28 protein-coding genes are annotated in these 25,012 nt (G+C 70.8%); 13 read left to right on the top strand and 15 right to left on the bottom strand.

Annotation, left to right across the window (positions count from 1 at the left end; all coding sequences use genetic code 11):
* Positions 1-60: 60 nt before the first annotated feature.
* The 5 genes from KZI27_RS06265 to KZI27_RS06285 all read left to right on the top strand — a co-directional run bounded on the left by KZI27_RS06265 (position 61) and on the right by KZI27_RS06285 (position 4,740).
* On the top strand, positions 61-603 hold the full coding sequence (locus KZI27_RS06265; protein ID WP_222659978.1) for a hypothetical protein: 543 nt from the start codon (positions 61-63) through the stop codon (positions 601-603).
* A 19-nt stretch (positions 604-622) separates the two neighbouring features.
* Entirely contained in the window at positions 623-1,813 is a 1,191-nt protein-coding gene (locus KZI27_RS06270; protein WP_222659980.1) for a PIG-L family deacetylase, read from the top strand.
* 35 nt (positions 1,814-1,848) lie between these two features.
* The gene (gene fdxA, locus KZI27_RS06275; RefSeq protein ID WP_069711637.1) at positions 1,849-2,166 is read left to right on the top strand and encodes a ferredoxin; all 318 of its coding nucleotides are present in this window, start codon (positions 1,849-1,851) and stop codon (positions 2,164-2,166) included.
* 13 nt (positions 2,167-2,179) lie between these two features.
* The gene (gene dapC, locus KZI27_RS06280) at positions 2,180-3,334 is read left to right on the top strand and encodes a succinyldiaminopimelate transaminase (RefSeq protein WP_222659982.1); all 1,155 of its coding nucleotides are present in this window, start codon (positions 2,180-2,182) and stop codon (positions 3,332-3,334) included.
* Between the two features lie 107 nt (positions 3,335-3,441).
* Positions 3,442-4,740 (top strand): citrate synthase, encoded by a 1,299-nt coding sequence (locus KZI27_RS06285; protein WP_222661212.1) that lies wholly within the window; start codon positions 3,442-3,444, stop codon positions 4,738-4,740.
* 103 nt (positions 4,741-4,843) lie between these two features.
* On the opposite strand, the gene KZI27_RS06290 is transcribed toward KZI27_RS06285, so the two are convergent.
* The 3 genes from KZI27_RS06290 to dapD all read right to left on the bottom strand — a co-directional run bounded on the left by KZI27_RS06290 (position 4,844) and on the right by dapD (position 6,703).
* A complete protein-coding gene (locus KZI27_RS06290; protein WP_222659984.1) occupies positions 4,844-5,020 on the bottom strand; it encodes a DUF308 domain-containing protein in 177 nt (58 codons plus the stop codon).
* Between the two features lie 25 nt (positions 5,021-5,045).
* Complete coding sequence (locus KZI27_RS06295) at positions 5,046-5,600, bottom strand: hypothetical protein (protein ID WP_222659987.1); 555 nt, start codon at positions 5,598-5,600, stop codon at positions 5,046-5,048.
* A gap of 119 nt (positions 5,601-5,719) precedes the next feature.
* A complete protein-coding gene (dapD, locus tag KZI27_RS06300; RefSeq protein WP_222659990.1) occupies positions 5,720-6,703 on the bottom strand; it encodes a 2,3,4,5-tetrahydropyridine-2,6-dicarboxylate N-succinyltransferase in 984 nt (327 codons plus the stop codon).
* 132 nt (positions 6,704-6,835) lie between these two features.
* Between dapD and dapE the strand changes: the two genes are divergently transcribed.
* The gene (gene dapE, locus KZI27_RS06305; protein ID WP_222659992.1) at positions 6,836-7,918 is read left to right on the top strand and encodes a succinyl-diaminopimelate desuccinylase; all 1,083 of its coding nucleotides are present in this window, start codon (positions 6,836-6,838) and stop codon (positions 7,916-7,918) included.
* The gene (locus KZI27_RS06310; RefSeq protein ID WP_222659994.1) at positions 7,903-9,147 is read left to right on the top strand and encodes a hypothetical protein; all 1,245 of its coding nucleotides are present in this window, start codon (positions 7,903-7,905) and stop codon (positions 9,145-9,147) included. The genes dapE and KZI27_RS06310 overlap by 16 nt, the downstream gene beginning before the upstream one ends.
* Here KZI27_RS06310 and KZI27_RS06315 read toward each other — a convergent pair.
* Positions 9,126-10,361 carry an AI-2E family transporter gene (locus tag KZI27_RS06315; protein WP_261784116.1) on the bottom strand — a complete coding sequence of 412 codons (1,236 nt, stop codon included), beginning with the start codon at positions 10,359-10,361 and terminating at the stop codon, positions 9,126-9,128. The genes KZI27_RS06310 and KZI27_RS06315 overlap by 22 nt on opposite strands.
* A gap of 127 nt (positions 10,362-10,488) precedes the next feature.
* Between KZI27_RS06315 and KZI27_RS06320 the strand changes: the two genes are divergently transcribed.
* Together KZI27_RS06320 and KZI27_RS06325 are read left to right on the top strand one after the other, a co-directional pair.
* On the top strand, positions 10,489-10,659 hold the full coding sequence (locus KZI27_RS06320; protein ID WP_017887054.1) for a DUF3117 domain-containing protein: 171 nt from the start codon (positions 10,489-10,491) through the stop codon (positions 10,657-10,659).
* Positions 10,660-10,736: 77 nt separating this feature from the next.
* Entirely contained in the window at positions 10,737-11,465 is a 729-nt protein-coding gene (locus tag KZI27_RS06325) for an AAA family ATPase (RefSeq protein WP_111084985.1), read from the top strand.
* Between the two features lie 27 nt (positions 11,466-11,492).
* Here the strand turns inward: KZI27_RS06325 and KZI27_RS06330 are convergent, their stop codons facing one another.
* Positions 11,493-12,125, bottom strand: coding sequence for an O-methyltransferase (locus tag KZI27_RS06330; protein ID WP_123294100.1), 633 nt, complete (start codon positions 12,123-12,125; stop codon positions 11,493-11,495).
* Between the two features lie 64 nt (positions 12,126-12,189).
* Here KZI27_RS06330 and KZI27_RS06335 point away from each other — a divergent pair, with 64 nt between their 5' ends.
* A complete protein-coding gene (locus KZI27_RS06335) occupies positions 12,190-12,564 on the top strand; it encodes a twin-arginine translocase TatA/TatE family subunit (RefSeq protein ID WP_123313339.1) in 375 nt (124 codons plus the stop codon).
* Positions 12,565-12,754: 190 nt separating this feature from the next.
* Here KZI27_RS06335 and KZI27_RS06340 read toward each other — a convergent pair whose 3' ends face one another.
* From KZI27_RS06340 to KZI27_RS06360, 5 genes are all read right to left on the bottom strand, one after another.
* Complete coding sequence (locus KZI27_RS06340) at positions 12,755-14,041, bottom strand: carbohydrate-binding protein (protein WP_222659996.1); 1,287 nt, start codon at positions 14,039-14,041, stop codon at positions 12,755-12,757.
* A gap of 170 nt (positions 14,042-14,211) precedes the next feature.
* Positions 14,212-15,060 carry a class I SAM-dependent methyltransferase gene (locus tag KZI27_RS06345; RefSeq protein ID WP_222659998.1) on the bottom strand — a complete coding sequence of 283 codons (849 nt, stop codon included), beginning with the start codon at positions 15,058-15,060 and terminating at the stop codon, positions 14,212-14,214.
* A 10-nt stretch (positions 15,061-15,070) separates the two neighbouring features.
* The gene (locus KZI27_RS06350; protein WP_222660000.1) at positions 15,071-16,231 is read right to left on the bottom strand and encodes an Mrp/NBP35 family ATP-binding protein; all 1,161 of its coding nucleotides are present in this window, start codon (positions 16,229-16,231) and stop codon (positions 15,071-15,073) included.
* Complete coding sequence (locus KZI27_RS06355) at positions 16,224-16,724, bottom strand: DUF1003 domain-containing protein (protein WP_111085044.1); 501 nt, start codon at positions 16,722-16,724, stop codon at positions 16,224-16,226. Before KZI27_RS06355 ends, KZI27_RS06350 begins: the two co-directional genes overlap by 8 nt.
* 52 nt (positions 16,725-16,776) lie before the next feature.
* Positions 16,777-18,096 carry a magnesium transporter MgtE N-terminal domain-containing protein gene (locus KZI27_RS06360; protein ID WP_123313343.1) on the bottom strand — a complete coding sequence of 440 codons (1,320 nt, stop codon included), beginning with the start codon at positions 18,094-18,096 and terminating at the stop codon, positions 16,777-16,779.
* A gap of 84 nt (positions 18,097-18,180) precedes the next feature.
* On the opposite strand from KZI27_RS06360, the gene KZI27_RS06365 reads away from it, so the two are divergent.
* Positions 18,181-19,071, top strand: a complete 891-nt coding sequence (locus KZI27_RS06365; RefSeq protein WP_222660002.1) for a general stress protein — start codon at positions 18,181-18,183, stop codon at positions 19,069-19,071.
* A gap of 25 nt (positions 19,072-19,096) precedes the next feature.
* Here KZI27_RS06365 and KZI27_RS06370 read toward each other — a convergent pair whose 3' ends face one another.
* Together KZI27_RS06370 and KZI27_RS06375 are read right to left on the bottom strand one after the other, a co-directional pair.
* Positions 19,097-19,585, bottom strand: coding sequence for a GNAT family N-acetyltransferase (locus tag KZI27_RS06370; RefSeq protein WP_222660004.1), 489 nt, complete (start codon positions 19,583-19,585; stop codon positions 19,097-19,099).
* Positions 19,586-19,594: 9 nt separating this feature from the next.
* On the bottom strand, positions 19,595-21,079 hold the full coding sequence (locus tag KZI27_RS06375) for an aminopeptidase P family protein (RefSeq protein ID WP_222660006.1): 1,485 nt from the start codon (positions 21,077-21,079) through the stop codon (positions 19,595-19,597).
* Positions 21,080-21,148: 69 nt separating this feature from the next.
* Here KZI27_RS06375 and KZI27_RS06380 point away from each other — a divergent pair, with 69 nt between their 5' ends.
* A complete protein-coding gene (locus KZI27_RS06380; protein ID WP_222660007.1) occupies positions 21,149-22,021 on the top strand; it encodes a PHP domain-containing protein in 873 nt (290 codons plus the stop codon).
* A gap of 149 nt (positions 22,022-22,170) precedes the next feature.
* Here KZI27_RS06380 and KZI27_RS06385 read toward each other — a convergent pair whose 3' ends face one another.
* Complete coding sequence (locus tag KZI27_RS06385; RefSeq protein WP_222660009.1) at positions 22,171-23,673, bottom strand: DEAD/DEAH box helicase; 1,503 nt, start codon at positions 23,671-23,673, stop codon at positions 22,171-22,173.
* A 90-nt stretch (positions 23,674-23,763) separates the two neighbouring features.
* On the opposite strand from KZI27_RS06385, the gene KZI27_RS06390 reads away from it, so the two are divergent.
* A complete protein-coding gene (locus KZI27_RS06390) occupies positions 23,764-24,480 on the top strand; it encodes a ferritin-like domain-containing protein (protein WP_261784117.1) in 717 nt (238 codons plus the stop codon).
* On the opposite strand, the gene KZI27_RS06395 is transcribed toward KZI27_RS06390, so the two are convergent.
* Complete coding sequence (locus KZI27_RS06395) at positions 24,477-24,773, bottom strand: hypothetical protein (protein ID WP_123313349.1); 297 nt, start codon at positions 24,771-24,773, stop codon at positions 24,477-24,479. The two genes, KZI27_RS06390 and KZI27_RS06395, sit on opposite strands and share 4 nt — an antisense overlap.
* 4 nt (positions 24,774-24,777) lie before the next feature.
* Positions 24,778-25,002: a DUF3107 domain-containing protein gene (locus KZI27_RS06400; protein WP_111084998.1), complete on the bottom strand. Its 225-nt coding sequence runs from the start codon at positions 25,000-25,002 to the stop codon at positions 24,778-24,780.
* Positions 25,003-25,012 lie beyond the last annotated feature (10 nt).

Below are 25,012 nucleotides of genomic sequence, written 5' to 3' on the forward strand. Positions count from 1 at the left end.
GACAGGACGTTCACAGCCAACTCGCGCCGTGCCTGCCGGCTCACCCGTTACCGTCGGCGCATGCGTTCCCTCCGTACCCCGCTGATCGCCGCCGTCGCCGCCGGCATCGCCCTGGCCGGACTCACCGGTTGCTCGTCCGACGCCGTCGAGCAGGCGACGGACCTCGGGTCCTCGGTCGCCTCGACGGTCGCGGACGGCGTCGCCGGCATCGACGGCAAGGCGATCCAGGACGGCATGTCCTCGGTCGCGGGCGGGATCGACGGCGCGCTCGACACCGCGCTCAAGGGCGCGAACGTGACCTCCGACGGCAAGGTGCCCGACGGCTTCCCGTCGTCCGACGTGCCGCTCGTCGACGGCACGGTGCTCGGCGGGGGAGCGGGTCCGAACGGCTCCGGGTGGGTCGTGCAGGTGCGTGCCGGGGCCGTCGACGACTTCACCGCCGCTGCCCAGCAGCTCGCCGACGCCGGGTACACCGAGTCGGCGAAGCGCGCCGACTCGTCGAGTGCGTTCGGGATGTTCCGCAGCGACGGGTACCGCGTCGTGCTCACGTTCTCGGACGGCGACGACGGCGTCACCGCGACCTACATCGTCACGGCCCGCTAGTCCCGTACCCTTGGGGGCGATGTCGAAGGCTTCCGTCACGCGCCCCGAGCGCGTCCTGTTCGTGCACGCCCACCCCGACGACGAGACCCTGTCGTCCGGTGGGACGATCGCCACCCTGCTCGAGCTCGGCGCCGAGGTCACCGTGTTGACGGCGACCCGTGGTGAGCGCGGCGAGATGCTCACCGAGCGGCTCACGCCCCTCGCCGGTGACGCGCAGCGCGTCGCCGCGCACCGCGAGACCGAGATCGACGCGGCGCTCGCGGCCCTCGGCGGCCCCGTGCACCTGTGGCTCGGCGGTCGCGGGGCGCGTCCGACCGACCTGCCGGAACGCCGGTACGTCGACTCCGGCATGCAGTGGGGACCGGACGGCCGGGCGACCGCAGCCGACGACGCCCCCGCCGACTCGCTGACCGCCGCCGACCTCGGCGAGGTCGTCGACGACGTCCGTGCCGCGATCCGCTCCACCGGGGCGGACGCGGTCGTGAGCTACGCCGACGACGGCGGGTACGGACACCCCGACCACGTGCGCGTGCACCACGCCGCCCGGTACGCGGCCCGGGCGGAAGAGGTCGCGTTCTCGATGATCGTCGCCCCGGACGACGGAGACGCCGACGTCACCGTCGACGTCCTGCCGGTGCGGGCGAAGGTGCGCGCCGCCGTCGAGCAGTACCGCTCGCAGGTGACGGTCGACCCGGTGGACCCCGCCGACCCGACGGCGCTGTCGTGGGTGATGCCGCACGGCGTCCGCCAGCACGCCCCCGCGGTCGAGACCTTCCGGCACGACGCCGACCAGCAGCCCCCGGCACCGCAGACCTACGCCGAGATGTCCGGCCAGGGCAAGGTCGCGGCGGTCGCCGTCGCGCTCGTACTCGGGCTCGTCACCGGTGGGCTCGGCACGGTGACGCACCAGCAGACCATCGGTGCCGCCGCGTTCCCGATCGGCATGGTGATCACCACGCTGCTCGTGGTCGGGCTCACGGTGGGCATCCGGCTGCTGTACCGGTCGCGGGCCATGGTCGCCGCGATCGGCATCGGCATCCTCGTCGCCACGCAGGTGCTCGTCTCGGTCGGTGGGCAGGGCTCGCCGCTCGTGCTGGCGAACGCCGCCGGGTACGTCTGGACGTTCGCACCCGCCGTCATCGCCGCCCTGGTGCTCGCGTGGCCGGACCTGTCGGGGCTGCGGTCCCGGACGGCCCCGGGCCGCGAGTAGACTCGAACCCGCTCGTCGAAGGGAGCACCCGAACCGTGACCTACGTGATCGCCCAGCCCTGTGTCGACGTCAAGGACCGCGCCTGCATCGACGAATGCCCCGTCGACTGCATCTACGAGGGCGACCGGTCGCTGTACATCCACCCCGACGAGTGCGTCGACTGTGGTGCGTGCGAGCCGGTCTGCCCGGTCGAGGCCATCTACTACGAAGACGACCTGCCCGACGAGTGGGCCGACTACTACAAGGCCAACGTCGAGTTCTTCCAAGAGGTCGGCTCGCCCGGTGGTGCCGCGAAAGTCGGTGTGATCCACAAGGACCACCCGGTCGTCATGGCCGAACCGCCCCGCGGCTGAGCCGGACACGCACGTGGCGCTCGACCTGCCCGACTTCCCCTGGGACCAGCTCGTCCCGTTCAAGCACCGTGCGGCGGAGTACGAGGGCGGCATCGTCGACCTGAGCGTCGGTTCGCCCGTCGACCCGACGCCCGAGGTCGTCCGACGGGCCCTCGCCGATGCCACCGACGCGCACGCCTACCCGCAGGTCGCCGGCACCCCGGCCCTGCGGCAGGCCATCGCCGACTGGTACGGCCGCCGGCACGGGGTGACCCTGACCGAGGCGCACACGCTACCGACGATCGGCTCGAAGGAGTTCATCGCCGGTCTGGCGCTCTGGCTCGGCATCGGCGACGGCGACACCGTGGTGTTCCCGGCGGCCGCCTACCCGACCTACGAACTCGGGGCCGCCCTGGTCGGCGCGGACGCGCTCGCCTCGGACGACCCGGCGGCGTGGCCGTCGACGACGAAGCTGGTGTGGCTGAACTCGCCCGGCAACCCCGACGGCCGCGTGCTCTCGATCGACGACCTGCGCGTCGCGGTCGCCCGGGCCCGCGAGCTCGGCGCCGTCATCGTCGGCGACGAGTGCTACGCCGAGCTCGGATGGGACCCGGAGTACGCGACCACCCCGACCCCGACGATCCTCGACCCCCGTGTCGTCGGCGACTCGGTCGACGGCGTGCTCAGCGTGTACTCGCTGTCGAAGCAGTCGAACCTGGCCGGGTACCGTGCGGCCTTCGTCGCCGGTGACGCCGAGATCCTGGCCGACGTGCTCGCCGTCCGGAAGCACGCCGGGCTCATGCCGCCCCTGCCCGTGCAGGAAGCCATGATCGTGGCGCTCGCGGACCAGACCCACGTGCAGCAGCAAAAGGCCCGCTACCGTGCGCGCCGGAACATGCTCCGACGGGCACTCGAGGGCGCCGGATTCCGCATCGACCACAGCGAGGCCGGGCTGTACCTGTGGGCGACCCGCGGCGAACCCGCGCTCGACACCGTGTCGTGGTTGGCCGACCGCGGGATCCTCGTCGCGCCGGGCACGTTCTACGGTGTGGCCGGGGGCGAGCACGTCCGGGTGGCCATGACGGCGACCGACGAGCGCATCGCAGCTGCGGCACAGCGGCTCGCCAGCAGCCGTCGGCTCGGCACCGTCCAGCCCGGAGCGCAATCGGTGGTTCCCACCAAGTCGTGACCTCCGAGGTGTGCACGAGCGACAGACGCCGCGATTAGGCTGTCACCGTGACTGACACTGCCAACGACGCTCAGAAGACGGCCACACCGCCCACGACGCCCGTGCCCGTGAGTCCCGCCGCCGAACAGACGGGCGAGACCGCGACGCTGACGTACCCGGGTGGCAGCGCGGAGTTCCCGATCCTGCCGAGCGTCGACGGCGCGTCCACGATGGACATCTCGACGTTCAAGAAGCAGACCGGCATGAACACGCTCGACTACGGGTTCGTGAACACCGGGTCCACCAAGAGCGCCATCACCTACATCGACGGCGACCAGGGCATCCTGCGGTACCGCGGCTACCCGATCGACCAGGTCGCGTCGAACTGCACGTTCCTCGAGGTCGCGTGGCTCCTGATCTACGGCGAGCTGCCCAGCGAGTCCGAACTCGCCGACTTCGACGCCCGCATCCGTCGTCACACCCTGCTGCACGAGGACCTCCGTCGCCTGTTCGACGCCCTCCCGCACTCGGCGCACCCGATGTCCGTGCTGTCCAGTGCCGTCAGTGCTCTGTCGACGTACTACGAGGACGACATGGACGTCGACGACCCGGAGAAGGTCGAGCTGCAGACCGTGCGGCTGCTCGCGAAGCTGCCGGTGATCGCCGCCTACGCGCACAAGAAGTCCATCGGCCAGGCGTTCCTGTACCCGGACAACGGGCTGTCGTTCGTCGACAACTTCCTGCGCCTGAACTTCGGCACCATGGCCGAGACGTACCAGCCGAACCCGGTGCTGTCGAAGGCCCTCGACCGGCTCCTCATCCTGCACGAGGACCACGAGCAGAACGCCTCCACGGCGACGGTGCGCTTGGTCGGCTCGACGAAGGCGAACATGTTCGCGTCGATCTCCGCCGGCATCAACGCCCTGTACGGCCCGCTGCACGGCGGCGCGAACGAGGCCGTGCTCGAGATGCTGCAGCAGATCAAGGACTCCGGCGAGCCCGTGCAGCGCTTCGTCGAGCGGGTGAAGAACAAGGAGCGCGGCGTGAAGCTCATGGGCTTCGGACACCGCGTCTACAAGAACTACGATCCCCGCGCGAAGCTCGTCAAGGAGTCGGCGGACGAGGTCCTCGAGTCCCTCGGCGTGCAGGACGACCTGCTCGACATCGCGAAGGAGCTCGAGCAGATCGCGCTGAGCGACCAGTACTTCATCGACCGCAAGCTCTACCCGAACGTCGACTTCTACACCGGCATCATCTACAAGGCGATGGGCTTCCCGCCGCGCATGTTCACGGTGCTGTTCGCGATCGGCCGCCTGCCCGGCTGGATCGCGCAGTGGCGCGAGCTGAACAACGACCCGCTCAACAAGATCGGCCGCCCGCAGCAGCTCTACGTGGGTGCCCCGAAGCGGGATCTCCCCACGCGCTGACGCGCTCGGTGACGGACAGGAGGCACGGTGCCAGCTGGCACCGTGCCTCACTTCCGCACCGGGGGCACGCTGAGCCCGTCGCCTCCTCGCGGACGCCTCGGGCTCAGGGCCGCCTACGGTGGCGGCGAATCGCGGTCCCGGTGAGCAGGATGGCCGCGAAGAGCGCGACAGCACCCAGAGCGTTGCTCGTCCACAGTCCGGCCGTCGCCGGCGACGTCGTGATGACGACGCCGAAGGCGATCAAGCAGATGCTGACGACGATCGCGACGAGTACGCGCATCAATTCGCTCCGACCTGTTCTGGTCTCACACACAACGAGGGTTCCGTGAACCGCTGAAGGGGTAGACGCGGAGTGACTTCGATCCGCACCGAATGCCGTTGGTGGTCACCGCCCACGTCGCGGCGGCGATGATCGCTCCGGCCACCACGCAGAAGGTCCCCGCGCTGATCGCGCAGACGGCCGCGCCGAGGGCCCAGCCTGCACCGCTGATGATGGCGGATTGATCAGTCGCGTTGAAGGAGACGTACGTTCCGTACTTGTCGCTGCCCGCACCCAGACGGGCTCGGGGATCGCTCTGCACGAGATCGAACGAGAAGCCGTCTCCGAGCTCGACGGTCGTCGTTCGCTCGCCGTCGCTCCCGACGCGCTCGTCGGTGACGTACCCGCCTGCGCGGGCTTCAGCAACGGCGACATCGAGCTGCTCTGACGTGATGTTCGCCAGCGGTTGCGACATCGCGGTCGCGGTCGGGCCGCTCAGCGCTGAGCGGCCCTCTGCGTGAGCAGACGGAGCGATGAGCAAGCTCGACGCAATGATGGCGACAGCTGATCCGATCGCCGTACCGGTGGTGCGAAGTGACATCTTCTTCCCCTTCATCTCGAGGCGCCGCGACAGCGCGGCGCCGATTCGACCGTAGGGGAGTCGATGTCTGACACACAAGAGGTTACATATCAGCAAAGCGTTCCGGTGGTGGATCTCAGCTACGCGTGCAGCGCGGTGTTGAGCTGGATGCCCTCGCCCGCGCGCTGCAGGGCCTCGACCGCGCCGGACAGGCTGTTGCGGCGGAACAGGACGTTCGGGGCGCCGGAGAGCTCCGCCGCCTTGACGGTCTTCGGCGTGCCGTCCGGGTTCGGGGCGGCGCCGACCAGGACGACCTTCGTGCCGGCCGTGACGTACAGGCCGGCCTCGATCACGGAGTCGTCGCCGAGCGAGATGCCGAGGCCCGCGTTCGCGCCGAGCAGTGCGCGGTCGCCGAGGGAGACCCGGTGCGTGCCACCGCCGGAGAGTGTGCCCATGATGGACGCCCCGCCGCCGATGTCGGTGCCGTGTCCGACGACGACGCCCTGCGAGACACGGCCCTCGATCATGGCGTCGCCGAGGGTGCCGGCGTTGAAGTTCACGAAGCCCTCGTGCATGACGGTCGTGCCCGGCGCCAGGTGCGCGCCGAGGCGGACGCGGTTGGCGTCGCCGATGCGGACGCGGTCGGGCACGACGTAGTCCAGCAGGCGTGGGAACTTGTCGATGGCGTGCACGGCGATGCCCGCGCGCTGCAGCGACGGGCGCAGTCGGGTCAGGGTTTCCGGGTGCACCGGCCCGGCGTTCGTCCACGCGACGATCGGCAGGAAGCCGAAAACCCCGTCGAGGTTGATGGTGGTCGGACGCACGTGCAGGTGGCTGAGCAGGTGCAGGCGCAGGTACGCGTCCTCGGTGCTGGTCGGTGCGGCGTCGATGGTGACCTCGGTGGTGACGGCCTCGATCCGGACCTCGCGGCGGGGGTCGTCGCCCACGTGCACCTGCAGTTCCGCGGGGAACTCCGCGTCGGTCGGCAGCGCGCCGAGGTGCGTCTCCGGGTACCAGGTGTCGAGCGTCGTGCCGTCGGCGGCGATCGTCGCGAGGCCGTGGCCCCAGGCGTGCGTCGGGCGGTCGGCGGCGGTCGGGTCGGTGGCAGCGGTCGTGTCGGTCACCGCACCAGGGTACCGACGCCCTGGACGGGAGCACCGGACCGACCGGACGGACGCTGCGGACCGGCACCGTGCCTCCCGGACCCCCGTGCCGTCGGCCAGCGCGACGCAAGCGGCGGCCGATAAGGTGACCGCATGCCGGAGCAGCTCGACCTCACCGCCTCGTCCATCGACATCACCCGTGCCATCTGCGACATCGAATCGGTGTCGGGGAACGAGCAGGCCCTCGCCGACGCGATCGAGGCGGTGCTCACGCCGCTGTCGCACCTCGAGGTGATCCGCGACGGTGACGCGATCGTGGCACGCACGAACTTCGGGCGCGAGCGCCGCGTCGTGATCGCCGGGCACATCGACACCGTGCCGCTCAACGACAACCTGCCGACGGAGTTCCGCACCGCCGAGGACGGCACCGAGATCCTCTGGGGTCGCGGCACCGTGGACATGAAGGCCGGCTGCGCGGTCCAGCTCAAGCTCGCGTACGACCTGGTCGAGCCCTCCGTCGACGTGACCTGGGTCTGGTACGACCACGAGGAGGTCAGCGACCTGCTGAACGGCCTCGGTCGTCTGGCCCGGACCCGTCCGGAGCTGCTGGCGGCCGACTTCGCGATCCTGGGGGAGCCGTCCGGCGCGCAGATCGAGGGTGGCTGCAACGGCAACCTCCGCGCCGAGATCCGCACGTTCGGCAAGCGCTCGCACAGCGCCCGCAGCTGGATCGGCGACAACGCGATCCACAAGACGGCACCGATCCTGGCGACCCTGGCCGCCTACGAGCCCCGCACCGTCACGGTCGACGGGCTCGAGTACCGCGAGGGCCTGAACGCCGTCGGCATCAGCGGCGGCATCGCGGGCAACATCATCCCGGACGAGGCGATGGTGCACGTGAACTACCGCTTCGCGCCCTCACGCTCCGCCGACGAGGCCGTCGCGCACATCCGCGAGCTCTTCGACGGGTACGAGGTCACGATCGTCGACCTCGCCGCCGGTGCCCGACCGGGCCTCGACGCCCCGCTCGCGCAGGACTTCGTGGCCGCGGTCGGCGGCCCGGAGCCCCGTCCGAAGTACGGCTGGACCGACGTCGCGCGCTTCTCGGCACTCGGCGTGCCCGCGGTCAACTACGGCCCCGGTGAACCCGTCTTCGCCCACCACGACGACGAGCAGGTCCCGGTCGCGCAGATCACCGCGGTCGAGGCCGGCCTCCGTCGGTGGCTGACGGCCTGACGACGGCCGGGGTCCCCCGGCCGACCCCTGCACGCACCCGCTGGCGAGCCCGGTACCGGGTCGTGCCGTGGTGGGTCCGCATCACGGTCGTCTACGTGCTCGCGCGGTTCGTCACCGGACTGATGATGCAGGCGTTCGCGAGCGTGCAAGCGGCGAACTCGTTCACCGTCCAGCACCCGGCGTACCTGTCGTTCGCGTCCATCTGGGACGGCGCCTGGTACCGCGTGATCGCGACCGGTGGCTACCCGTCGACCCTGCCCGTCGACGCGGCAGGGCACGTGACCGAGAACGCGTGGGCGTTCATGCCGGCGTACCCGTTCCTGGTGCGCGGCCTCATGCTGCTGACCGGTGCGTCGTTCGAACTCGTCGCGGTGTCGGTGTCCTTGCTCGCCGGACTCGGTGCTGCCCTCGTGTTCCGCCGCCTGATGGGGCGCTTCCTCGACCCGGCACGGGCGACCTTCGCCACCGTGCTGTTCTGCGTCGCGCCCGTGTCGGCGATGTTCCAGGTGGCGTACGCCGAGTCGATGGGGCTGTTCCTGCTGCTCGTCGCGCTCCTGCTCATGGTCGACCGGCGGTGGTGGACGATGCTGCCCGTCGTGCTGCTGCTCGGCATGACCCGGCCGACCGGACTCGCCTTCTCGTTGCTCGTCGTCCTGTTCGTCGGCGCATGGGCGATCCGGCCCGCGTGGGTGCGGTCGTCGGAGCCGCTCACCCTGCGCCGGCTCGTGCCGCCAGCCGTGGTCGCGGTGGTGTCCGGGTTGGTGGGCCTGGCGTGGCCGGCGATCGCCTGGGCCGTCACCGGGGTGCCGAAGGCGTACACCGACACCGAGCTCGCCTGGCGGTCGTCGTACATCGGGTGGCAGGAGCTCGTGCCGTTCGCGCCGTGGATCCAGGGCTTCGGCTGGTGGTTCCACCAGCCGGCCGGCGGGATCCTGCTGGCCGCCGTGGTCGTCGGCTTCGCGGCGTTCGTCTGCATGCCCGCGGCACGTCGGATCGGGATCGAGCTGCGGCTCTGGGGCATCGCCTACGTCGTGTACCTGCTCGCCGTGTTCTTCCCGCAGTCGAGCACGTGGCGGATCCTGGTGCCGATCGCCCCGCTGCTCGGCATCGTGGCGCTGCCGCGGTCACGCGTGTACCGGGTGGCCGTCGTGGTGGCCTTCGTCGGATTGCAGTGGGTCTGGCTGTACTCCTGCTGGTGGATCGACGGCTACGACTGGACCCCGCCGTGATCGGCGCGGCGCTCTCGCGCCTGGGCGCGGGCCAGGAGCCGTGCAGCGGGGCCGCTCCGCTCGCGCTTCGGCACGGTCGCTGACATCGGTTCCGGGTCACCCGGCCGCCAGTTCGCCGCCGCCACGACCATCGCGTTGACGGTGGCGATGAACGGCACGGCGAAGAACGCGCCGACGACCCCGGCGATCGTCGTGCCCGCGGTCACCCCGAGGACGACCCCGAGCGGGTGCACCTTCACGGCGGTGCCCGTCAGGAACGGGTGCAGCACGTGGCTCTCGAGCTGTTGCACCACGACCACGATCCCGAGCATCACCAGCGCCGGTACCCACCCGTTGAACACCAGGGCGATGAGCACCGCGACCGCACCGGCGACGATCGCGCCGACGACGGGGACGAACGCACCGAAGAACACGACGACGCCGATCGGGATCGCCAGGGGGATCTGCAGGGCGAGCGCGCCGATGGTCACGCCGAGGGCGTCGGTGACGGCGACCACCAGCTGGACACGGATGAAGCTCGTCAGGGTCTTCCAGCCGGCGTGCCCGGCGACGTCGATGCGCGCGCGGGCACGACGCGGGAAGAGCCGGACGACCCAGCCCCAGATGCGCGGACCGTCGATGAGCACGAACAGCGTCGTGAACACGACGATGAACAGCCCCTCCAGCACGTGCACGGCGCCGGTGCCGGCGGCCTGGAACCCGGACAGGATCGTCGAAGCGTGCGCCTGCAGGTAGTCGAAGCCGTTCGACACCCATCCGTCGACGTCCTTCGCCGTGATCCCGAACGGCTCGCTGTCGAGCAGGGTCCGGAGCGACTGCACGCTGTGGTGGAGTCGGCGTTCGAGGGACGGCAGGTCGGACCGCACCTGCTCGGTGACGAGCAGCGCGAGCCCGCCGAGTGCCAGCACCAGGGCCACCAGGCTCGACAGCACCGCCGTCCACTTCGGCCACCGGTGCCGCTGCAGGAACGACGACATCGGCATGAGCAGCGCGCAGACCAGCAGCGCGATGAGGAACGGCACCACGATGTCCTGCAGCAGCACGACCAGCGCCACGAGGACCGCGAGCCCGGCACCCACGACGAGGATGCGCCAGGTGAACGCCGCGCCGATCCGCAGGCCGGCGGGCACGGCGTCGTCGGACCGCGCGGACCGCGTGGCCCGCTCGGGTCGTCCGTTGGGGGACTGACGGCGCGTGGAGCGGATGTTCGGCATCCGCCAAGGTTACGAACGCAACCCGCGAAGAACCGCCGATCCGACACCCCCAACCTGGGCGGTTTCGCAGTTGCCCCATCAATACGAGATAATGAGCGGGCATGTACTGCACGAAAGGGGACATCTGATGGCAGCCATGAAGCCGAGGACCGGTGACGGGCCGATGGAGGCTGTTAAGGAGGGTCGACTCATCATCGTGCGGGTTCCGCTCGAAGGAGGAGGCCGCCTGGTCGTCTCGGTCAACGATGCCGAGGCCAAGGAACTCCACGACGCACTCGCTGAGGTCGTCTCGGCCTAGTAGTCGAAAGCACCAGAACGACGGGCCCGGAGCGTGTACGCGCCGGGCCCGTCGTCTGCGTCCGGCAGGATGGCCTCGTGCCGAGGACCCACATGCCGATCCGCCGCGTCGAGGAGTACCGCGACCCGGACCCGATGCCGCGTGACGTCTGGCCGGCGACGCTGCCCCCGGTGCGGCAGCTGCTCGACGAGGGGCTCGACCTCGACCCCGTGACGGTGTTCGTCGGCGACAACGGTGTCGGCAAGTCGACCCTGATCGAGGCCATCGCGCTCCGCTTCGGGATGTCACCGGAGGGCGGCTCCACCCTGGCGAACCACTCGACGCGCCCGTCCGAGTCGGACCTGTGGGAGCACATCGTCCTCCGCCGTGACTTCGGTGCGCCCCGCGGCGGCTTCTTCCTGCGCGCCGAGACCATGCACGGCTTCTTCACCTACCTCGAGGACCACCCGAACCACTCCCGCCCGGAGCCGGTGTTCCACGAACGCAGCCACGGGGAGGCGTTCCTCGACTTCGTCATCGACCGCGCGCAGTGGCCCGGACTCTGGATCCTCGACGAACCCGAGTCGGCGTTGTCCTTCTCCGGGTGCCTGACGCTCATCGCGCTGCTGCGGTCGATCGTCGACAGCGGGGTCGGACAGGTCGTGCTCTCGACGCACTCGCCGGTGTTGGCGGCGTTCCCGGGCGCGACGATCCACGAGGTCGGCGAGTGGGGGTTCCGGCGCACCGAGTGGGACGAGCTCGACCTGGTGCGCAACCAGCGCTCGTTCCTCGAATCACCCGAGCGGTACCTCCGGCACCTCGAGTGACCGACGGCGAGGGGGACGCAGCGTGCGCTACGCGGTGACCTTCGTCAGCTGCAGCAGCCCGTCGCCCGCCGGCGAGAGCGCACTCCGCACTGCGCCCGACGTCGACACCTCGGTGAGCAGCAGCCGGAAGTCGGTGGTCGCCCGGTCCCGCTTGACGGGGTCGGCCACGCGTCCGCGCCACAGTGCGTGCGGCACCAGGACGGTCCCGCCGAGGCGCGCGAGCCGCAGTCCGTGTTCGACGTACTCGATGACGTGCTCGGGGTCGGCGTCGACCAGGACGACGTCGTACGACGCCTCGTTCATCCGGGGAAGCACCTGGTTCGCGCGGCCCGGGATGAGCCGGATCCGGGCGGGAGCGGTGCCGGCGCTGATGTAGGCGTCGCGGGCGAACTGCTGGTGGTCGACCTCGACGTCGATCGTGGTCAGGGTCGCGTCCGGCGCGCCGCCGAGCAGGTACAGCCCGGAGACTCCCAGGCCCGTCCCGATCTCGATGATGCTCGTGGCTCGGGACGCTGCGGCGATGACGCCGATCTGCGCGCCGATCGCGGGCGAGATCGCCTCGACACCGAGCTCCAGGGAGTGCTCACGAGCGCGGGCGATCGCCTCGGACTCCGAGACGATGTCCTCGGCGAACTTCCAGTTCGACTCTTTCTCTGACACGCACACTCCGTTCGGATGACAACTCTAGGGGTGCATCCGAGCCGCACGGGTTAGGCTCGCTCACGTGAACATCCCGCTCGACAAGATCCTGATCATCGGGATCATTGCCGTGCTCTTGCTCGGGCCCCAGCGCCTGCCGATGTACGCCCAGAAACTGGCCGAGTTCGTAAAGGCCGTCCGCCGGTTCGCCGACACCGCGAAGGAGCGGATGCGAGACGAGATGGGCCCGGAGTTCGACGACATCGAGTGGCAGAAGCTCGACCCGCGACAGTACGACCCCCGCCGGATCATCCGCGATGCACTCCTCGACTCCGGCGGCGCCAGCAGTGCCGCCGCGGTCCAGACCGCGCAGGTGACCGCGTCCAAGGTGCGCGCGACGGCTCCCGTCGTGCCGCTGGCCGTGGGGGAAGCGCCACCCTTCGACGCGGAAGCGACCTGACGCCCGTCACGTGACCACGAGACGTACGGGAGGCCCGTGGCGGATCCGCCACGGGCCTCCCGTACTTCCGGTGGTCGTGTCGCGTCGTTCCTTCCCAAAGCCCTCGCGATGGAACGCGGAATCGGGCGTACCTGGTCGAAAGAATCGACCAGGTACGCCCGATTCGACCAGGTGAACCGGTCGAGCGTGGCTACCGCAGGTCGGCGAGGAACCGGTCCGTCCAGGCGAGCGCCGGTGCGCTCGGGACGGAGCTGCAGGTCGGCGATGCCGTGGTCGAGGCGCAGGGCGTGTCCCGGTCGAGCGACCAGGAGTGGATCCCGGCGAGGCCGTTCGCCTTCGCGTAGGTGGACAGGGTGTCGACGTCGGCGAGGGTGAAGACCTCGTCGGTGGTGTCGTTGACGCCGATCATCGGGGTGACCTCGATCTTCGACGACGCGATGCCGTACGTGTGCTGCAGGTTCGTGACGGCTTGGATCGCCGACTTGCCCATCTGGCAGGTGGAGCCGGAGAGCACGCAGTTCGCGGCGGTCGCGCGGCCGAAGTCCATCGTCATGAGGTTGATCGTGTAGTTCGTCAGGGTCGACGCCTTGATCGCCTTCACGGTGGCGTCGCCGGTGCTGTTCAGCCCGCCGTACGAGCCGTCGCTGGCGGCCAGGGTCGCGAGCGTGAACGAGAAGCGCATGCCCGGGTACTTCGCCTGGGCGAGGGCAGCGGCGCTCACCAGGTTCTGCACGTCCGCGGCGGACTGGCCGCTCTCGATGTCGAAGTCGACGCCGATCATGTGCGGGGTGGCGTACCGGGCGATGAAGCTCTGCAGCGCCGCGCCCGAGCACTTGAACGAACCGGCGGCTCCACCGGTGCTCACGATGTAGTCCACCCCGGCGGCATCGAGCTTCGGGATGTTCGCGTTCGCGAAGGCATCCGCCGCGACACCGCCCCAGTTCTCGCTGCCGCACGTGCCGGTCGCGAAGGCGAGGGTGATCGTCTTGAGACCGGGTTCGCGGGTGGACACGAGGCTGTTGCTCGAGCCGACGACCGGGATGCGGGTGCCGGTGACGGCGGTGTTCATCACGTTCGTGTTCCAGTCGAGGTTCACGGTGATGTCCTTGTACGGGCTGAACACCAGTCCCTTGGCGGTGCCGCCGCTCCCGCCCGTGCCCGGGGTCGTCGTTCCCCCACCGGGAGGCGTGGTGCCGCCGCCGGAACCGGTGCAGGCCCCGGCGGAGGTCCACGGCTGGCCGCTGCCCGTCGCCCCCGAGTGGGTTGCCGGGTCGTCGCCCTGCGTCCACCAGTTCGCGGTGTAGTTCGTTCCGTTCTCGCTGACGGTGGCTCCGCCGTTGTAGGCGGTGCCGGCGCTCCAGGTGGTCGCGCAGGTCGTCGCGGCGAGGGCTGGCGCTGCTGCGAGCGAGCCCCCGGCGACGATGACGGCGGCGACGGTGGCCACGAGGCCCGATCGCACGCGGGTGTTCTGGTTCACACGGTTCTCCTGTCCTCGGCCGGACGTCCTCGTCCGACGGGTGGAGCCCTGGCGGTCACATTCCGCAAGGGCATTGTGCAATGCCCTTGCATAATGCTCCGGGGTGGAACGACCTGTCCATGAACGAACGTACAGGCGTGCGTCAGGTGGACGGGCGAGTGCCCGAGTCGTCAGTCGCGGGTGGCGACGATCGTGTAGGTCAGGGGGATCCGGTCACGATCGACGTCCGGCCACGCCCACGAACCGTCGCCGGTGTCCTCCATGCGGGGACTGAAGCGCCAGGGCAGGGTGCGCCCTTCGTCCAGGCGGCGGAGTCGGAGTCCGGCGCCGAGCAGGGCGTTCACGATCTCGGACAGCGGGTGCGGCCACTCGAACGTCCGGGTGTTCGCGACGGAGCCGTCGCCGGCGTAGGTGCCGGCGTCGTCCCACTGCTGCGCGGTGCCGTCCGGGAAGTACCGGTACCGGGTGACGAGCTCGTCGGCGGACTCGTCCAGCGCGTAGAGCGCCGGGTGACCGTCTCGGATGAAGAACACCCCGCCCGGGCGCAGCAGGCCGGCGACCTGTGCGGCCCAGCGGTCGAGGTCGGGGAGCCAGGTGATCGTCCCGATGCTCGTGTAGACGACGTCGAAGTCGCCGGTGACCGCAGCGCGGGCGTCGAGCACGTCGGTCTCCACCCAGGTGACGTCGAGGCCGAGCCGCGTCGCGAGGCCGGCAGCGGACGCGAGTGCCGCGGGGGAGAAGTCGACCCCGGTGAGCCGGGCGCCCTCGCGGGCGAGCGACACGGTGTCGGTGCCGATGTGGCACTGCAGGTGGCAGACGTCGAGCCCGGCGAGCGATCCGTTCGGCAGCCAGGGCGTCAACACCGGCAGGTCGTCGCGCACGACGTCGGAGCGGTGCCTCGGGTCGGACAGTTCGTCGATCGCGTAGGCACCCTCGTGGATGGGGACCCGGTCGTCCCAGTTCGCCCGGTTCGTGTCGCGGGCGCGGTCCCAGTCGACGCTGACGTGATCCATGCTCATGGCAACGAGCCTAGGACAGCGACAGGCCGAGCTTCCGTCCGGCCAGTCCGCGCCCCATGGTCGTGATGCCGTCGGCGATCGCGGCGAGTGCGACGGCCGCGGGGTCCTCCGGCGCGGCGAGCACGACCGGCAGGCCGGTGTCCCCGCCCTCGCGCAACGGCACGGACAGCGGCACGCTGCCGAGCACCGGGACGGGGGCGTCCTGCCCACGGGACAGTCGGGCCGCGGTCTCGGCGCCGCCGCCCTCGCCGAACAGGTGCAGGACCGAGCCGTCGGGCTGCACGAGGCCCGCCATGTTCTCGATGACCCCGATCACCCGCTGGCCGGTCTGCCGAGCGACGATCCCGCTGCGCTCGGCGACGTCGGCCGCGGCGGCCTGGGGGGTCGTGACGACGAGGACCTCGGCGTGCGGGAGCAGCTGGCCGACCGAGATCGCGACGTCGCCGGTGCCGGGCGGCAGGTCGAGCAGCAGGACGTCCAGGTCACCGAAGAACACGTCGGTCAGGAACTGGTTCACGGTGCGGTGCAGCATCGGGCCACGCCAGGACACCGCGGTGGAGGCGTCGTCGACGAACATGCCGATCGACACGACCTTCACGTCGTGGGCGACGGGCGGCAGGATCATGCTGTCCACCCGGGTCGGACGCGGCGCGACGCCGTGTTCGTCGGTCAGTCCCATCAGCCCGGGGATGCTGAAGCCGTGCACGTCGACGTCGACGATCCCGACCCGCAGGCCCCGGCGGGCGAGTGCGACGGCGAGGTTGGCGGTGACCGTCGACTTGCCGACACCCCCCTTGCCGCTCGTGACGGCGATGACACGGGTGAGTGAGTCCGGGGTGAACTGGATGCCGTTCGGCCTGCCGGCGCGCAGGCGCTCGGTCAGTGCGGCACGCGTCGCGGGGGCCATCACCGAGACGTCGACGGTGACCGACGACACTCCGTCGACGGAACCCGCTGCGACGCGCACGTCGCGCTCGATGGTGTCGGCGGCGGGGCACCCCACGATCGTGAGCTGCAGGTCGACGCACACCGCGCCTCCTGGCTGCACGTCCACCCCGCGGATCATGTCGAGCTCCGTGACGGGCCGACGGATCTCCGGGTCGATCACGCGGCCGAGCGCAGCGAGGACCGCCGTGCCCAGCTGCTCGTCGGCGGCGGCCGCGTCAGCCACGGGTGGAGCTGCCGGGCTCGTTCGCGTACCCGGCGTCGTCGGCGTCGCGCCGGTCGAGTTCCTCGAGCAGGGATCGCAACTCGGCACGGATGAAGTCCTTCGACGCCATGTCGCGCATCGCCAGCCGGAGTGCGACGACCTCGCGTGCCAGGTACTCGGTGTCCGCCAGGTTCCGCTCGGCGCGCTGCCGGTCCTGCTCGAACTGCACGCGGTCGCGGTCGTCCTGCCGGTTCTGCGCGAGCAGGATGAGCGGCGCGGCGTACGAGGCCTGGAGCGACAGCACCAGGGTCAGTGCGGTGAAGCCGATCGCTGCCGAGTCGAACTGCCACGGCTTCGGCGCGAGGGTGTTGTAGCCCATCCAGACCACGCAGAACAGGGTGAGGCCGATGAGGAACCACGGCGTGCCCATGCCCCGTGCGATGCCCTCGGTCGCGCGACCGAACGTGTCACCGCGTCCGCCGCGGCGCCGGGTCGGGAGCACGCGCGTGCGCATGCCCTTGGGGGAGTCGAGGCGGACGTCGGAGCGCTCGCGATCGCGACGGTTCTCATCCGTTCGGGCCACGGGTGGTCCTCCTTCCCGTCGTCACGGGTGTCTTGCGCGGGCGTTGGCGTGGAAGCGGTGAGGGTTCCCCCTCGCCCTGACTTCGCCAGTCGTCCGGCAGGACGTGGTCGAGGACATCGTCGATCGTCACCACCCCGACGAGGCGGTGGGCGTCGTCGACCACGGGGACGGACAGCAGGTTGTAGGTCGCCATCACGCGGGTGACCTCGGCGGCGCTCGCGTCGACCCGGACCGGTTCGGTCTGCTGGTCGATGAGCGTGCCGAGCCGTTCGTTCGGCGGGTAGCGGAGCATGCGCTGGAAGTGCACCAGCCCGAGGAACCGGCCGGTCGGCGGCTCGTACGGCGGCAGCGTGACGCACACCGCGGCACCGAGCACCGGGGCGAGGTCGTGGCGGCGGACGAGCGCGAGTCCCTCGGCGACGGTCGCGTCGGCGGAGACGATGACGGGCTCGGTGGTCATCAGACCACCGGCGGTGTCCGGCTCGTACTCCAGGAGCATGCGGACGTCCTGCGCCTCCTCCGGCTCCATGAGCTGCAGGAGCGCCTCGCTCCGTTCGTCGGAGAACTGCGCGAGCACGTCGGCGGCGTCGTCGGGCTGCATCTGGTCGAGCACGTCTGCCGCGCGGGCGTCCTCGAGCCGCGACAGGATCTCGACGCGCTCCTGGTCGGGCATCTCCTCGAGCACGTCGGCGAGCCGGTCGTCCGGGAGTTCCTCGGCGACCTCGAACCGGCGTTCCTCCGGCAGGTCGAGCAGGGTGCTCGCCAGGTCGGCGGGCACGAGGTCGGAGTACGCGGCGATGACGTGCTCGGCGGACTGGGCCTCGCCGGGGAGCTCGTCCTCGGTGACCTCGTTCCACGTCGCGAACGTCGTCGGGCCCTTGCCGAACGGCGACGGCGTGGTCTTCGGCTTGCGGAGGAAGAGCTGCGCGACCTCCCAGTCGCCCTGCCCGCGGTCCTCGATCGCGACGTCCTCGATGGTGGCGCGGATCCGCTGGTTCTTGATGAGCACCTTGCGGCCGAGCATCTCGGCGATCACCCGGACCTCCCCGCCGCGCTGCTCGAAGCGGCGCATGTTGACGAGCCCGGTGGTGATCACCTGGCCGGCACCGATCGAGGTGATGCGCCCGACGCTGACGAAGATGCGGCGCTTGCCCGGCACCTCGACGATCAACCCCACGACGTGCGGGGGATCGGCCCGGCGGTAGACCACCAGGACGTCCCGGACCTTGCCCACGCGGTCGCCCGCGGGGTCGAAGACGGAGCACCCGGCGAGGCGGGCGACGAAGACCTTCGTGGCGCTCACCCGACCCAGCGTAGTCGGTGTGCGTGGTGGCGCTTCCCCGGCGGTGCACGTGCGATTGCAAGGTGTGCGGTGAATGATGGCTGTGTGAGCAATCAGAGTCCCTTCGCCGGCAGGACCGCCCAGGCCTTCCCGACGCTGCCCAAGGGCGACGTCCTCGGCACGTACGACAGCTACCCCGACGCCCAGCGCGTCGTGGCGAAGCTCGCCGACGCCGACTTCCCGGTCAACCAGCTCTCGATCGTGGGCAACGACCTGAAGACCGTCGAGCGTGTCACCGGCAAGATGACCTACGGCCGTGCTGCGATCGCCGGAGCGCTGTCCGGGCTCTGGCTCGGCATCTTCTTCGGCATCGTGCTCACCCTGTTCTCGCCGAGCGCCGGCGGCCTGATCCTCGCCGCAGCGATCATCGGTGCCGCGTTCGGCATGCTGTACGGCATCGTCTCGTTCGCGATCACGAAGCGCCAGCGCGACTTCACGAGCGTCCACCAGGTGCTCGCCACGAACTACCAGATCGTCGTCAACCCGCAGCTGACCGGCCAGGCGCAGCGGATCCTCGGCGAGCACGGTGCGACGCCGTCCACGCACTGGAACGAGCAGCCCCAGCAGGGCGCGCCCGGTGCGCCCGTGCAGGGACAGCAGCCGTGGCGTCCTGCCCCGCCGCAGCAGTCGCCGTACGGCGGACACGCCACGCCCCACCAGCAGCCGGGAGGCCCGCAGCAGCCCGGCACGTCGGCCCACGGTGGGCAACCGGATGCGCCCACCGCCCCGCCGCGGTACGGCACGAACGACGGGCCCCGGTACGGGGAGAACGCGGACCCGGCAGCCGCCGCTCCCGCCGACCGACCCACCTCGGGTGGGTCGGCGATCCCCGAGCGTCGTCCCCAGGATCCGCCGCAGTACGGCGAGCGGGTGCCCGGTGCGACGCCGCCGGCACCGTCGTCCCCGTCGTCCCCGAAGGGCGACGACCGCGCCTGACGCGTGTGGGCTTGGTGTGCTCGGTCTACAGCACCTTCGAGTAGCAGATCGACAGCGGGGCACCGACGTACGGGCCGAAGTTGGCGATGCGCGTGAAGCCCTCGCGCTCGTAGAACCCGACGGCGCGCTTCTGCTCGTTCCCCGTCTCGAGCACGAGCGCGGGTGACCCGAGGTCGAGCGCAGCCTCTTCGAGCCGGCGCAGCAGGGCGGCCGCCACGCCGGAGCCGCGGGACTCTGGCCGGACGTACATCCGCTTGATCTCGGTGATGCCGTCCGCGACGACCCGGAGCCCGCCGCACGCCAGCGGTGTGCCCGCGTCATCGCGCGCCACGAAGAACACCGCGATGGAGTCGGCCGTCGGCTTCTCGCCGGGTTCGGTGTCGCCGCCGTAGGCGCGGTCGATCTCCAGACGCTGCGCGGCACGGAGTCGCTGCGCGTCCGGGGAGTCGAAGTGCTCGACCTCGATCGAGAACTGCGGCGTGCGGGCGTCGGTGGAGGCGTCGGGCGTCGTCACCCGCTCAGGCTAGCGGCCGGAGCGAGCGATCCACCCCTCCACTTCCGAGGGGGTCCGGGGGATGCCGACCGACAGGTTCTCGGCGCCGTCCTCGGTGACCAGGATGTCGTCCTCGATCCGGACGCCGATGCCGCGGAACTCCTCGGGCACGGTCAGGTCGTCCTGCTGGAAGTACAGTCCGGGCTCGATCGTGAACACCATGCCGGGCTGCACGACGCCGTCGATGTACATCTCGCGACGGGCCTTCGCGCAGTCGTGCACGTCGAGGCCGAGGTGGTGGCTCGTGCCGTGCACCATGTAGCGGCGGTGGAACTGGTTGTCCGGCTCGAGGGATGCTGCTGCCGAGACCGGCAGGAAGCCCCACTCGGCGGTCTTGCGGGCGATGACCTCCATCGCGGTGGCGTGCACCTGGCGGAACGTGATGCCCGGCTTGACGATCGCGAACGCGGCGTCCGCCGCCTCGAGCACGGCGTCGTAGACCATGCGCTGGACGGGGGAGAACGTGCCGCTGACCGGCAGGGTGCGGGTGATGTCGGCCGTGTAGAACGAGTCGACCTCGACCCCGGCGTCGATGAGGATCAGGTCACCCGGCTGGACGGCGCCGTCGTTCCGGGTCCAGTGCAGGATGCAGGCGTGGTGGCCCGAGGCGGCGATGGTGTCGTAGCCGACCGTGTTGCCGTCGGCGCGGGCCCGGCGGTTGAAGGTGCCCTCGACGATGCGTTCGCCGCGAGGATGCGCGAGGACGGCGTCGAAGTCGGCGATGACGTCGTCGAAGCCGTGCTTCGTGGCGTCGACGGCCTTGCGGAGCTCGCCTACCTCGTACGCGTCCTTCACCAGGCGCTGCTCGGACAGGTCACGGGCGAGGACGTCGTCGGTGGCCGGTGCGTCGTCGGTCTCCGGTGCGCCGCCGACGGCGCTGCCGAGTCGTGCGTCGAGGGTGCGGGTCAGGTCGTCGTCGGCCTCGCGCACCAGCAGCGCCGAGGCGTCGAGCCCGTCGGCGACGGCCGGGAAGGCACCGAGGTCGGCCGTGGCCAGCCCGAGGTCGGCGGCGACGGCGTCGAGCGAGGGACGCGGGCCGACCCAGAACTCGCCGATCTCCGGGTTCGCGTAGAACTCCTCCGAGTCACGACCGGCCGTGGCGCGGAAGTAGAGCGTGGCGTCGTGCCCGGAACCGTTCGGCGTCATCACGAGGACGGAACCGACGACCGTGTCGGTGCCCCACCCGGTCAGGTGGGCGAACGTGGAGTGCGGGCGGAACGGGTAGTCGCAGTCGTTCGAGCGGACCTTGGCCTGGCCGGCGGGGACCACGATCGCGCGGCCCGGGTGCAGCTCGGAGATGCGCGCACGACGCTCGGCGGCGAAGGCGGCCTGCTCGCGGGGCGCGGGGATCGTCTGCTCGCGGTCGGCCCACTGGGACCCGATGAAGTCCTTGAAGGTCGAGGACCCTGGGGTCGTGGAACGGTTGCTCGTCGCGCGGGGAGTCGTGTCGGCCATGGCTCCATCATCGCACCGCGCTGCCCCCGCGTCCTCTGCGGCCCCGCACCTGTGGATAGCATTGTCGACGTGCCCGACCCGTTCATCGACCTGCACGCGCACTCGAGTGTCTCCGACGGCACCGAGCGACCCGCGGAGCTCGTCCGAGCGGCCGCGGCCGCCGGCCTGGACGCCGTCGCGCTGACCGACCACGACACGACCGCCGGCTGGGCCGACGCGTCGGAGTCCGCACGGGCGCTGCCGCTGACGCTCCTGCCGGGTCTCGAGCTGAGCACGCGCATCGGCTTCCGCAGTGTGCACGTCCTCGGGTACCTGGTCGATCCGCAGGACCCCGGCCTGGTCGAGGAGACCGACCGCATCCGCGACGGCCGCCTCGCGCGTGCGCACCGCATGGTCGACCGCATCGGTGAGGACCACCCGATCACCTGGGCCGACGTGCTGGCGCAGGCGAGTCCCGGGGCCACCATCGGCCGCCCGCACATCGCCGACGCGCTCGTCGCCCGGGGCCTCGAGTCCGACCGGAGCGCGGCGTTCCGCGGCATCCTGCACCCGGCGTCCGGCTACTACGAACCGCACGAGGCACCGTCGCCCCTGCGCGGCGTCGAACTCATCCGACAGGCCGGCGGCGTGCCGGTCATCGCGCACCCGGCGGCCTCGTCGCGGGGGATCGTCATCGACGAGCCGATGCTCCGCGACCTCGTCGACGCCGGGCTCGGCGGCCTCGAGGTCGACCACCGTGAGAACCTCGCGCACGGCAAGCGCACCCTGCTCGACTGGGCGTCGCGCTACGGCCTGTTCGTCACCGGCTCGAGCGACTACCACGGCACCGGCAAGCCGAACCGGCTCGGTGAGCACCGCACGGCGCGGGCCGCGTTCGACACCATCCTGTCCGAGGCCACCGGCAGCGCCCCCGTGGTCGGCCCCGGCTCGCGCCTGTCCTGACCCGAGTCTCGTCACCACCAGCCCGAGACTCGCGTTCAGCGACAGTTCTCGTGTCCGCGGGCGCGAGGAATGTCGTTCAGCCCGAGTCTCGGGGGTGGAGACGACGAAGGGCCCGTCGCGTCAGCGACGGACCCTTCGGTCTGGAGGCGCTACTCGCCGTCCGACGAACCCTGCGGTGCCGAGGCGGTCGCCGAGGCATCGCCGGTGCCGGCACCGCGACGGCGGCGACGGCGACGACGCTTCGCGGCGCCGTCGGTGGTCCCACCCTCGGTGGCCGACGTGTCGTCGGTGGGCGCGGAGGTCGGAGCCGCGGACTCGGCGCCAGAGGCCTGCGAGGCGGGCTGCTCGGAGCCTGCTGACCGGGTGCGGCTGCGCGACCGCGAACGCGAGGCGTCACGCGGACCGGAGGCCGGACGATCGCTGCTGCGCTTCTCGGCAGGGGCACCCGCCGACGCCGCGTGCGACGAGGCACCGGGCAGACGGCCCTTGGTGCCCTTCGGGATGTCGAGCTCCTCGAACAGGTGCGGCGACGACGAGTAGGTCTCGACGGGCTCGGGGATGCCGAACTCGAGGGCCTTGTCGATCAGCGTCCACTTGTGCAGGTCGTCCCAGTCGACGAACGTGACCGCGATGCCGGTCTTGCCGGCACGGCCGGTGCGGCCGGCGCGGTGCAGGTAGGTGTCCGGGTCGTCCGGGATCGTGTGGTTGATGACGTGCGTGACGTCGTCCACGTCGATGCCGCGGGCGGCGACGTCGGTGGCGATGAGCACGTCGCGCTTGCCGGCCTTGAAGGCGGCCATCGCACGCTCGCGCTGCTCCTGGTTGAGGTCGCCGTGCACCGCTGCGGCGTTGAACCCGCGGTCCTTGAGCTCCTCGACGAGCTTCGCCGCCGCACGCTTGGTGCGGGTGAAGATCACGGTCTTGCCGCGGCCCTCGGCCTGGAGGATGCGGGCGATGACCTCGTCCTTGTCCAGGGAGTGCGCGCGGTAGATGAGGTGCTTGATGTTGGCCTGCATGAGGCCCTCGTCCGGGTCGGTCGCCCGGATGTGCACCGGACGGCTCATGAACCGGCGGGCGAGGGCGACGATCGGCGCGGGCATCGTCGCCGAGAACAGCATCGTGTGCCGTACCTCGGGGATGGCCTGGAAGATGCGCTCGATGTCCGACAGGAAGCCCAGGTCGAGCATGCGGTCGGCCTCGTCGAGGACGACTTCCTGCACGTGGGACAGGTCGAGGAGTCGCTGGCGCTGCAGGTCGATGAGTCGCCCGGGCGTGCCGACGACGATCTGGGCACCCGCCTTGAGCTGCTCGATCTGGCCCTCGTACGCCTTGCCGCCGTAGATCGCCGCGATGGTCGTCGGGCGGTTCGAGGTGGCGACCTCGAGGTCCTCGGTCACCTGGACGGCGAGCTCGCGGGTCGGGACGACGACGAGTGCCTTGACGCCGGGTGCCGGGTCGGCCCCGAGACGCTGGATGAGGGGGAGGCCGAACCCGAAGGTCTTGCCGGTACCGGTCTTGGCCTGGCCGATGATGTCCTGGCCGGTGAGGGCGAGCGGGATCGTCTGCTGCTGGATCGGGAAGGGCTCGAGGATGCCCTTTCCCGCGAGCGCGTCGACGATGTCCTGCTCGATGGAGAGGTCTGCGAAAGTCAAAGAATCACCTTAGTTCTGGTGGAAGTCCCGGCCAGTCTACCGATGGGCGGGTGGAGCGGGGCGCGAGGCGGTTCCCGCTATGCTCTCCGGGTGGTGTCGTGGTGGAACCGGAAGCGCGCGGCGCAGCTCGCAGCAGCGTGGCTCGCGTCGCGGAACCCGCGAGGCGCAGCCCAGGTCAAGCGCCTGGCGCTCGACGACGTCACCCCGGAGCTGGACGTGTACCTCGGCCAGGCCGCGTACCTGCAGCTCTCCGTCTACGAGACGATGGGTCGCGCCGGTGCCTCGGCGCCGACGCTGTCCGGTCGCCTGGTGACCGGCGTGCTCGCGACGACGGCCCTCGACCGGCACCGCACCATCGTCGCCGAGATCGAGCGCAACGGTTCGGACCCGGCGGCCCTGATGGCGCCGCACCGCGAGGCGATCGACCGGTTCCTCGAACGCACGAGCGGTGCCGACTGGTACGAGTCGATGCTGACCGGCTACGTCACGGCCGGCATCCTGAACGACCTGTTCGGCAACCTGCTGCGCTCGCTGCCGAACGACGTTCGGCAGCGGCTGCGCTCCGTGTTCGACGCGCGTGAGGAACCCGCTGTCGTCGAGGAACTGACCGCCCGGATCGAGGACGACCCCGAGGTCGGTTCGCGCCTGGCGATGTGGGGCCGACGGCTCGTCGGGGACACCCTGCTGGTGGCGCGGTCGGCCCTGGCGTCGCACGCGCGCGAGGACCAGGAGCGGCTCGAGCCGGTCTGGACGGAGCTCATCGCCGCGCACACCCGCCGGATGGACGCGCTCGGCCTGACGGCCTAGGCCCCGCGGGCCTTGAGCCGTTCGTAGTACTCGACGTCGCTCTTGTCGCGGCGCGTCCCGAGCAGCCACTCGACGACGAGGGCGACGACGCCCGCACCGACCAGGGCCACCACCCAGATCCAGGTGGCGTCGTACTGCCAGCCGGCCCAGGTCAGTGCCTCCCACAGGACGGCAGCGGCGATGCCGCCCACGGCGGGCCCGATCAGGACGCCACGACTGGCACGCCACGGCAGGACCACGTGCGCGATCCCACCGATGATCAGGCCGCCGAGGACGGCGAAGAGCAGTTCCACGTCGTCAGGCGACGAAGCCGATGCGGCGTGCCTCTTCCGCGCCGACCTCGACGTACGCCAGGGCGGCGACCGGCACGATGAAGCGGCGGCCCTTCTCGTCCTGGAGCGACAGGTGCGTCGCCTTCGACGCGAGGGCCTCCGACACGGCCTTCTCGATCTCGTCGGCGGTCTGGGCGGTCTCGAACGCGATCTCGCGCGGGCTGTTGATGATGCCGATCTTGATGTCCACGAGCACAGCG

It is taken from the genome of Curtobacterium sp. TC1 (assembly GCF_019844075.1).
GTDB lineage: Bacteria > Actinomycetota > Actinomycetes > Actinomycetales > Microbacteriaceae > Curtobacterium.

Excerpts from the sequence above, each read along its gene's own strand:
- KZI27_RS06320 (WP_017887054.1), top strand. The coding sequence starts at position 10,489 with ATGGCAGCCATGAAGCCGAGGACCGGTGACGGGCCGATGGAGGCTGTT.
- KZI27_RS06375 (WP_222660006.1), bottom strand. The coding sequence starts at position 21,079 with ATGGCCGACACGACTCCCCGCGCGACGAGCAACCGTTCCACGACCCCA.
- KZI27_RS06290 (WP_222659984.1), bottom strand. The coding sequence starts at position 5,020 with ATGCGCGTACTCGTCGCGATCGTCGTCAGCATCTGCTTGATCGCCTTC.
- dapE (WP_222659992.1), top strand. The coding sequence starts at position 6,836 with ATGCCGGAGCAGCTCGACCTCACCGCCTCGTCCATCGACATCACCCGT.
- KZI27_RS06315 (WP_261784116.1), bottom strand. The coding sequence starts at position 10,361 with ATGCCGAACATCCGCTCCACGCGCCGTCAGTCCCCCAACGGACGACCC.
- KZI27_RS06295 (WP_222659987.1), bottom strand. The coding sequence starts at position 5,600 with ATGTCACTTCGCACCACCGGTACGGCGATCGGATCAGCTGTCGCCATC.
- KZI27_RS06270 (WP_222659980.1), top strand. The coding sequence starts at position 623 with ATGTCGAAGGCTTCCGTCACGCGCCCCGAGCGCGTCCTGTTCGTGCAC.
- KZI27_RS06355 (WP_111085044.1), bottom strand. The coding sequence starts at position 16,724 with ATGCGCACGCGCGTGCTCCCGACCCGGCGCCGCGGCGGACGCGGTGAC.
- KZI27_RS06265 (WP_222659978.1), top strand. The coding sequence starts at position 61 with ATGCGTTCCCTCCGTACCCCGCTGATCGCCGCCGTCGCCGCCGGCATC.
- KZI27_RS06345 (WP_222659998.1), bottom strand. The coding sequence starts at position 15,060 with ATGAGCATGGATCACGTCAGCGTCGACTGGGACCGCGCCCGCGACACG.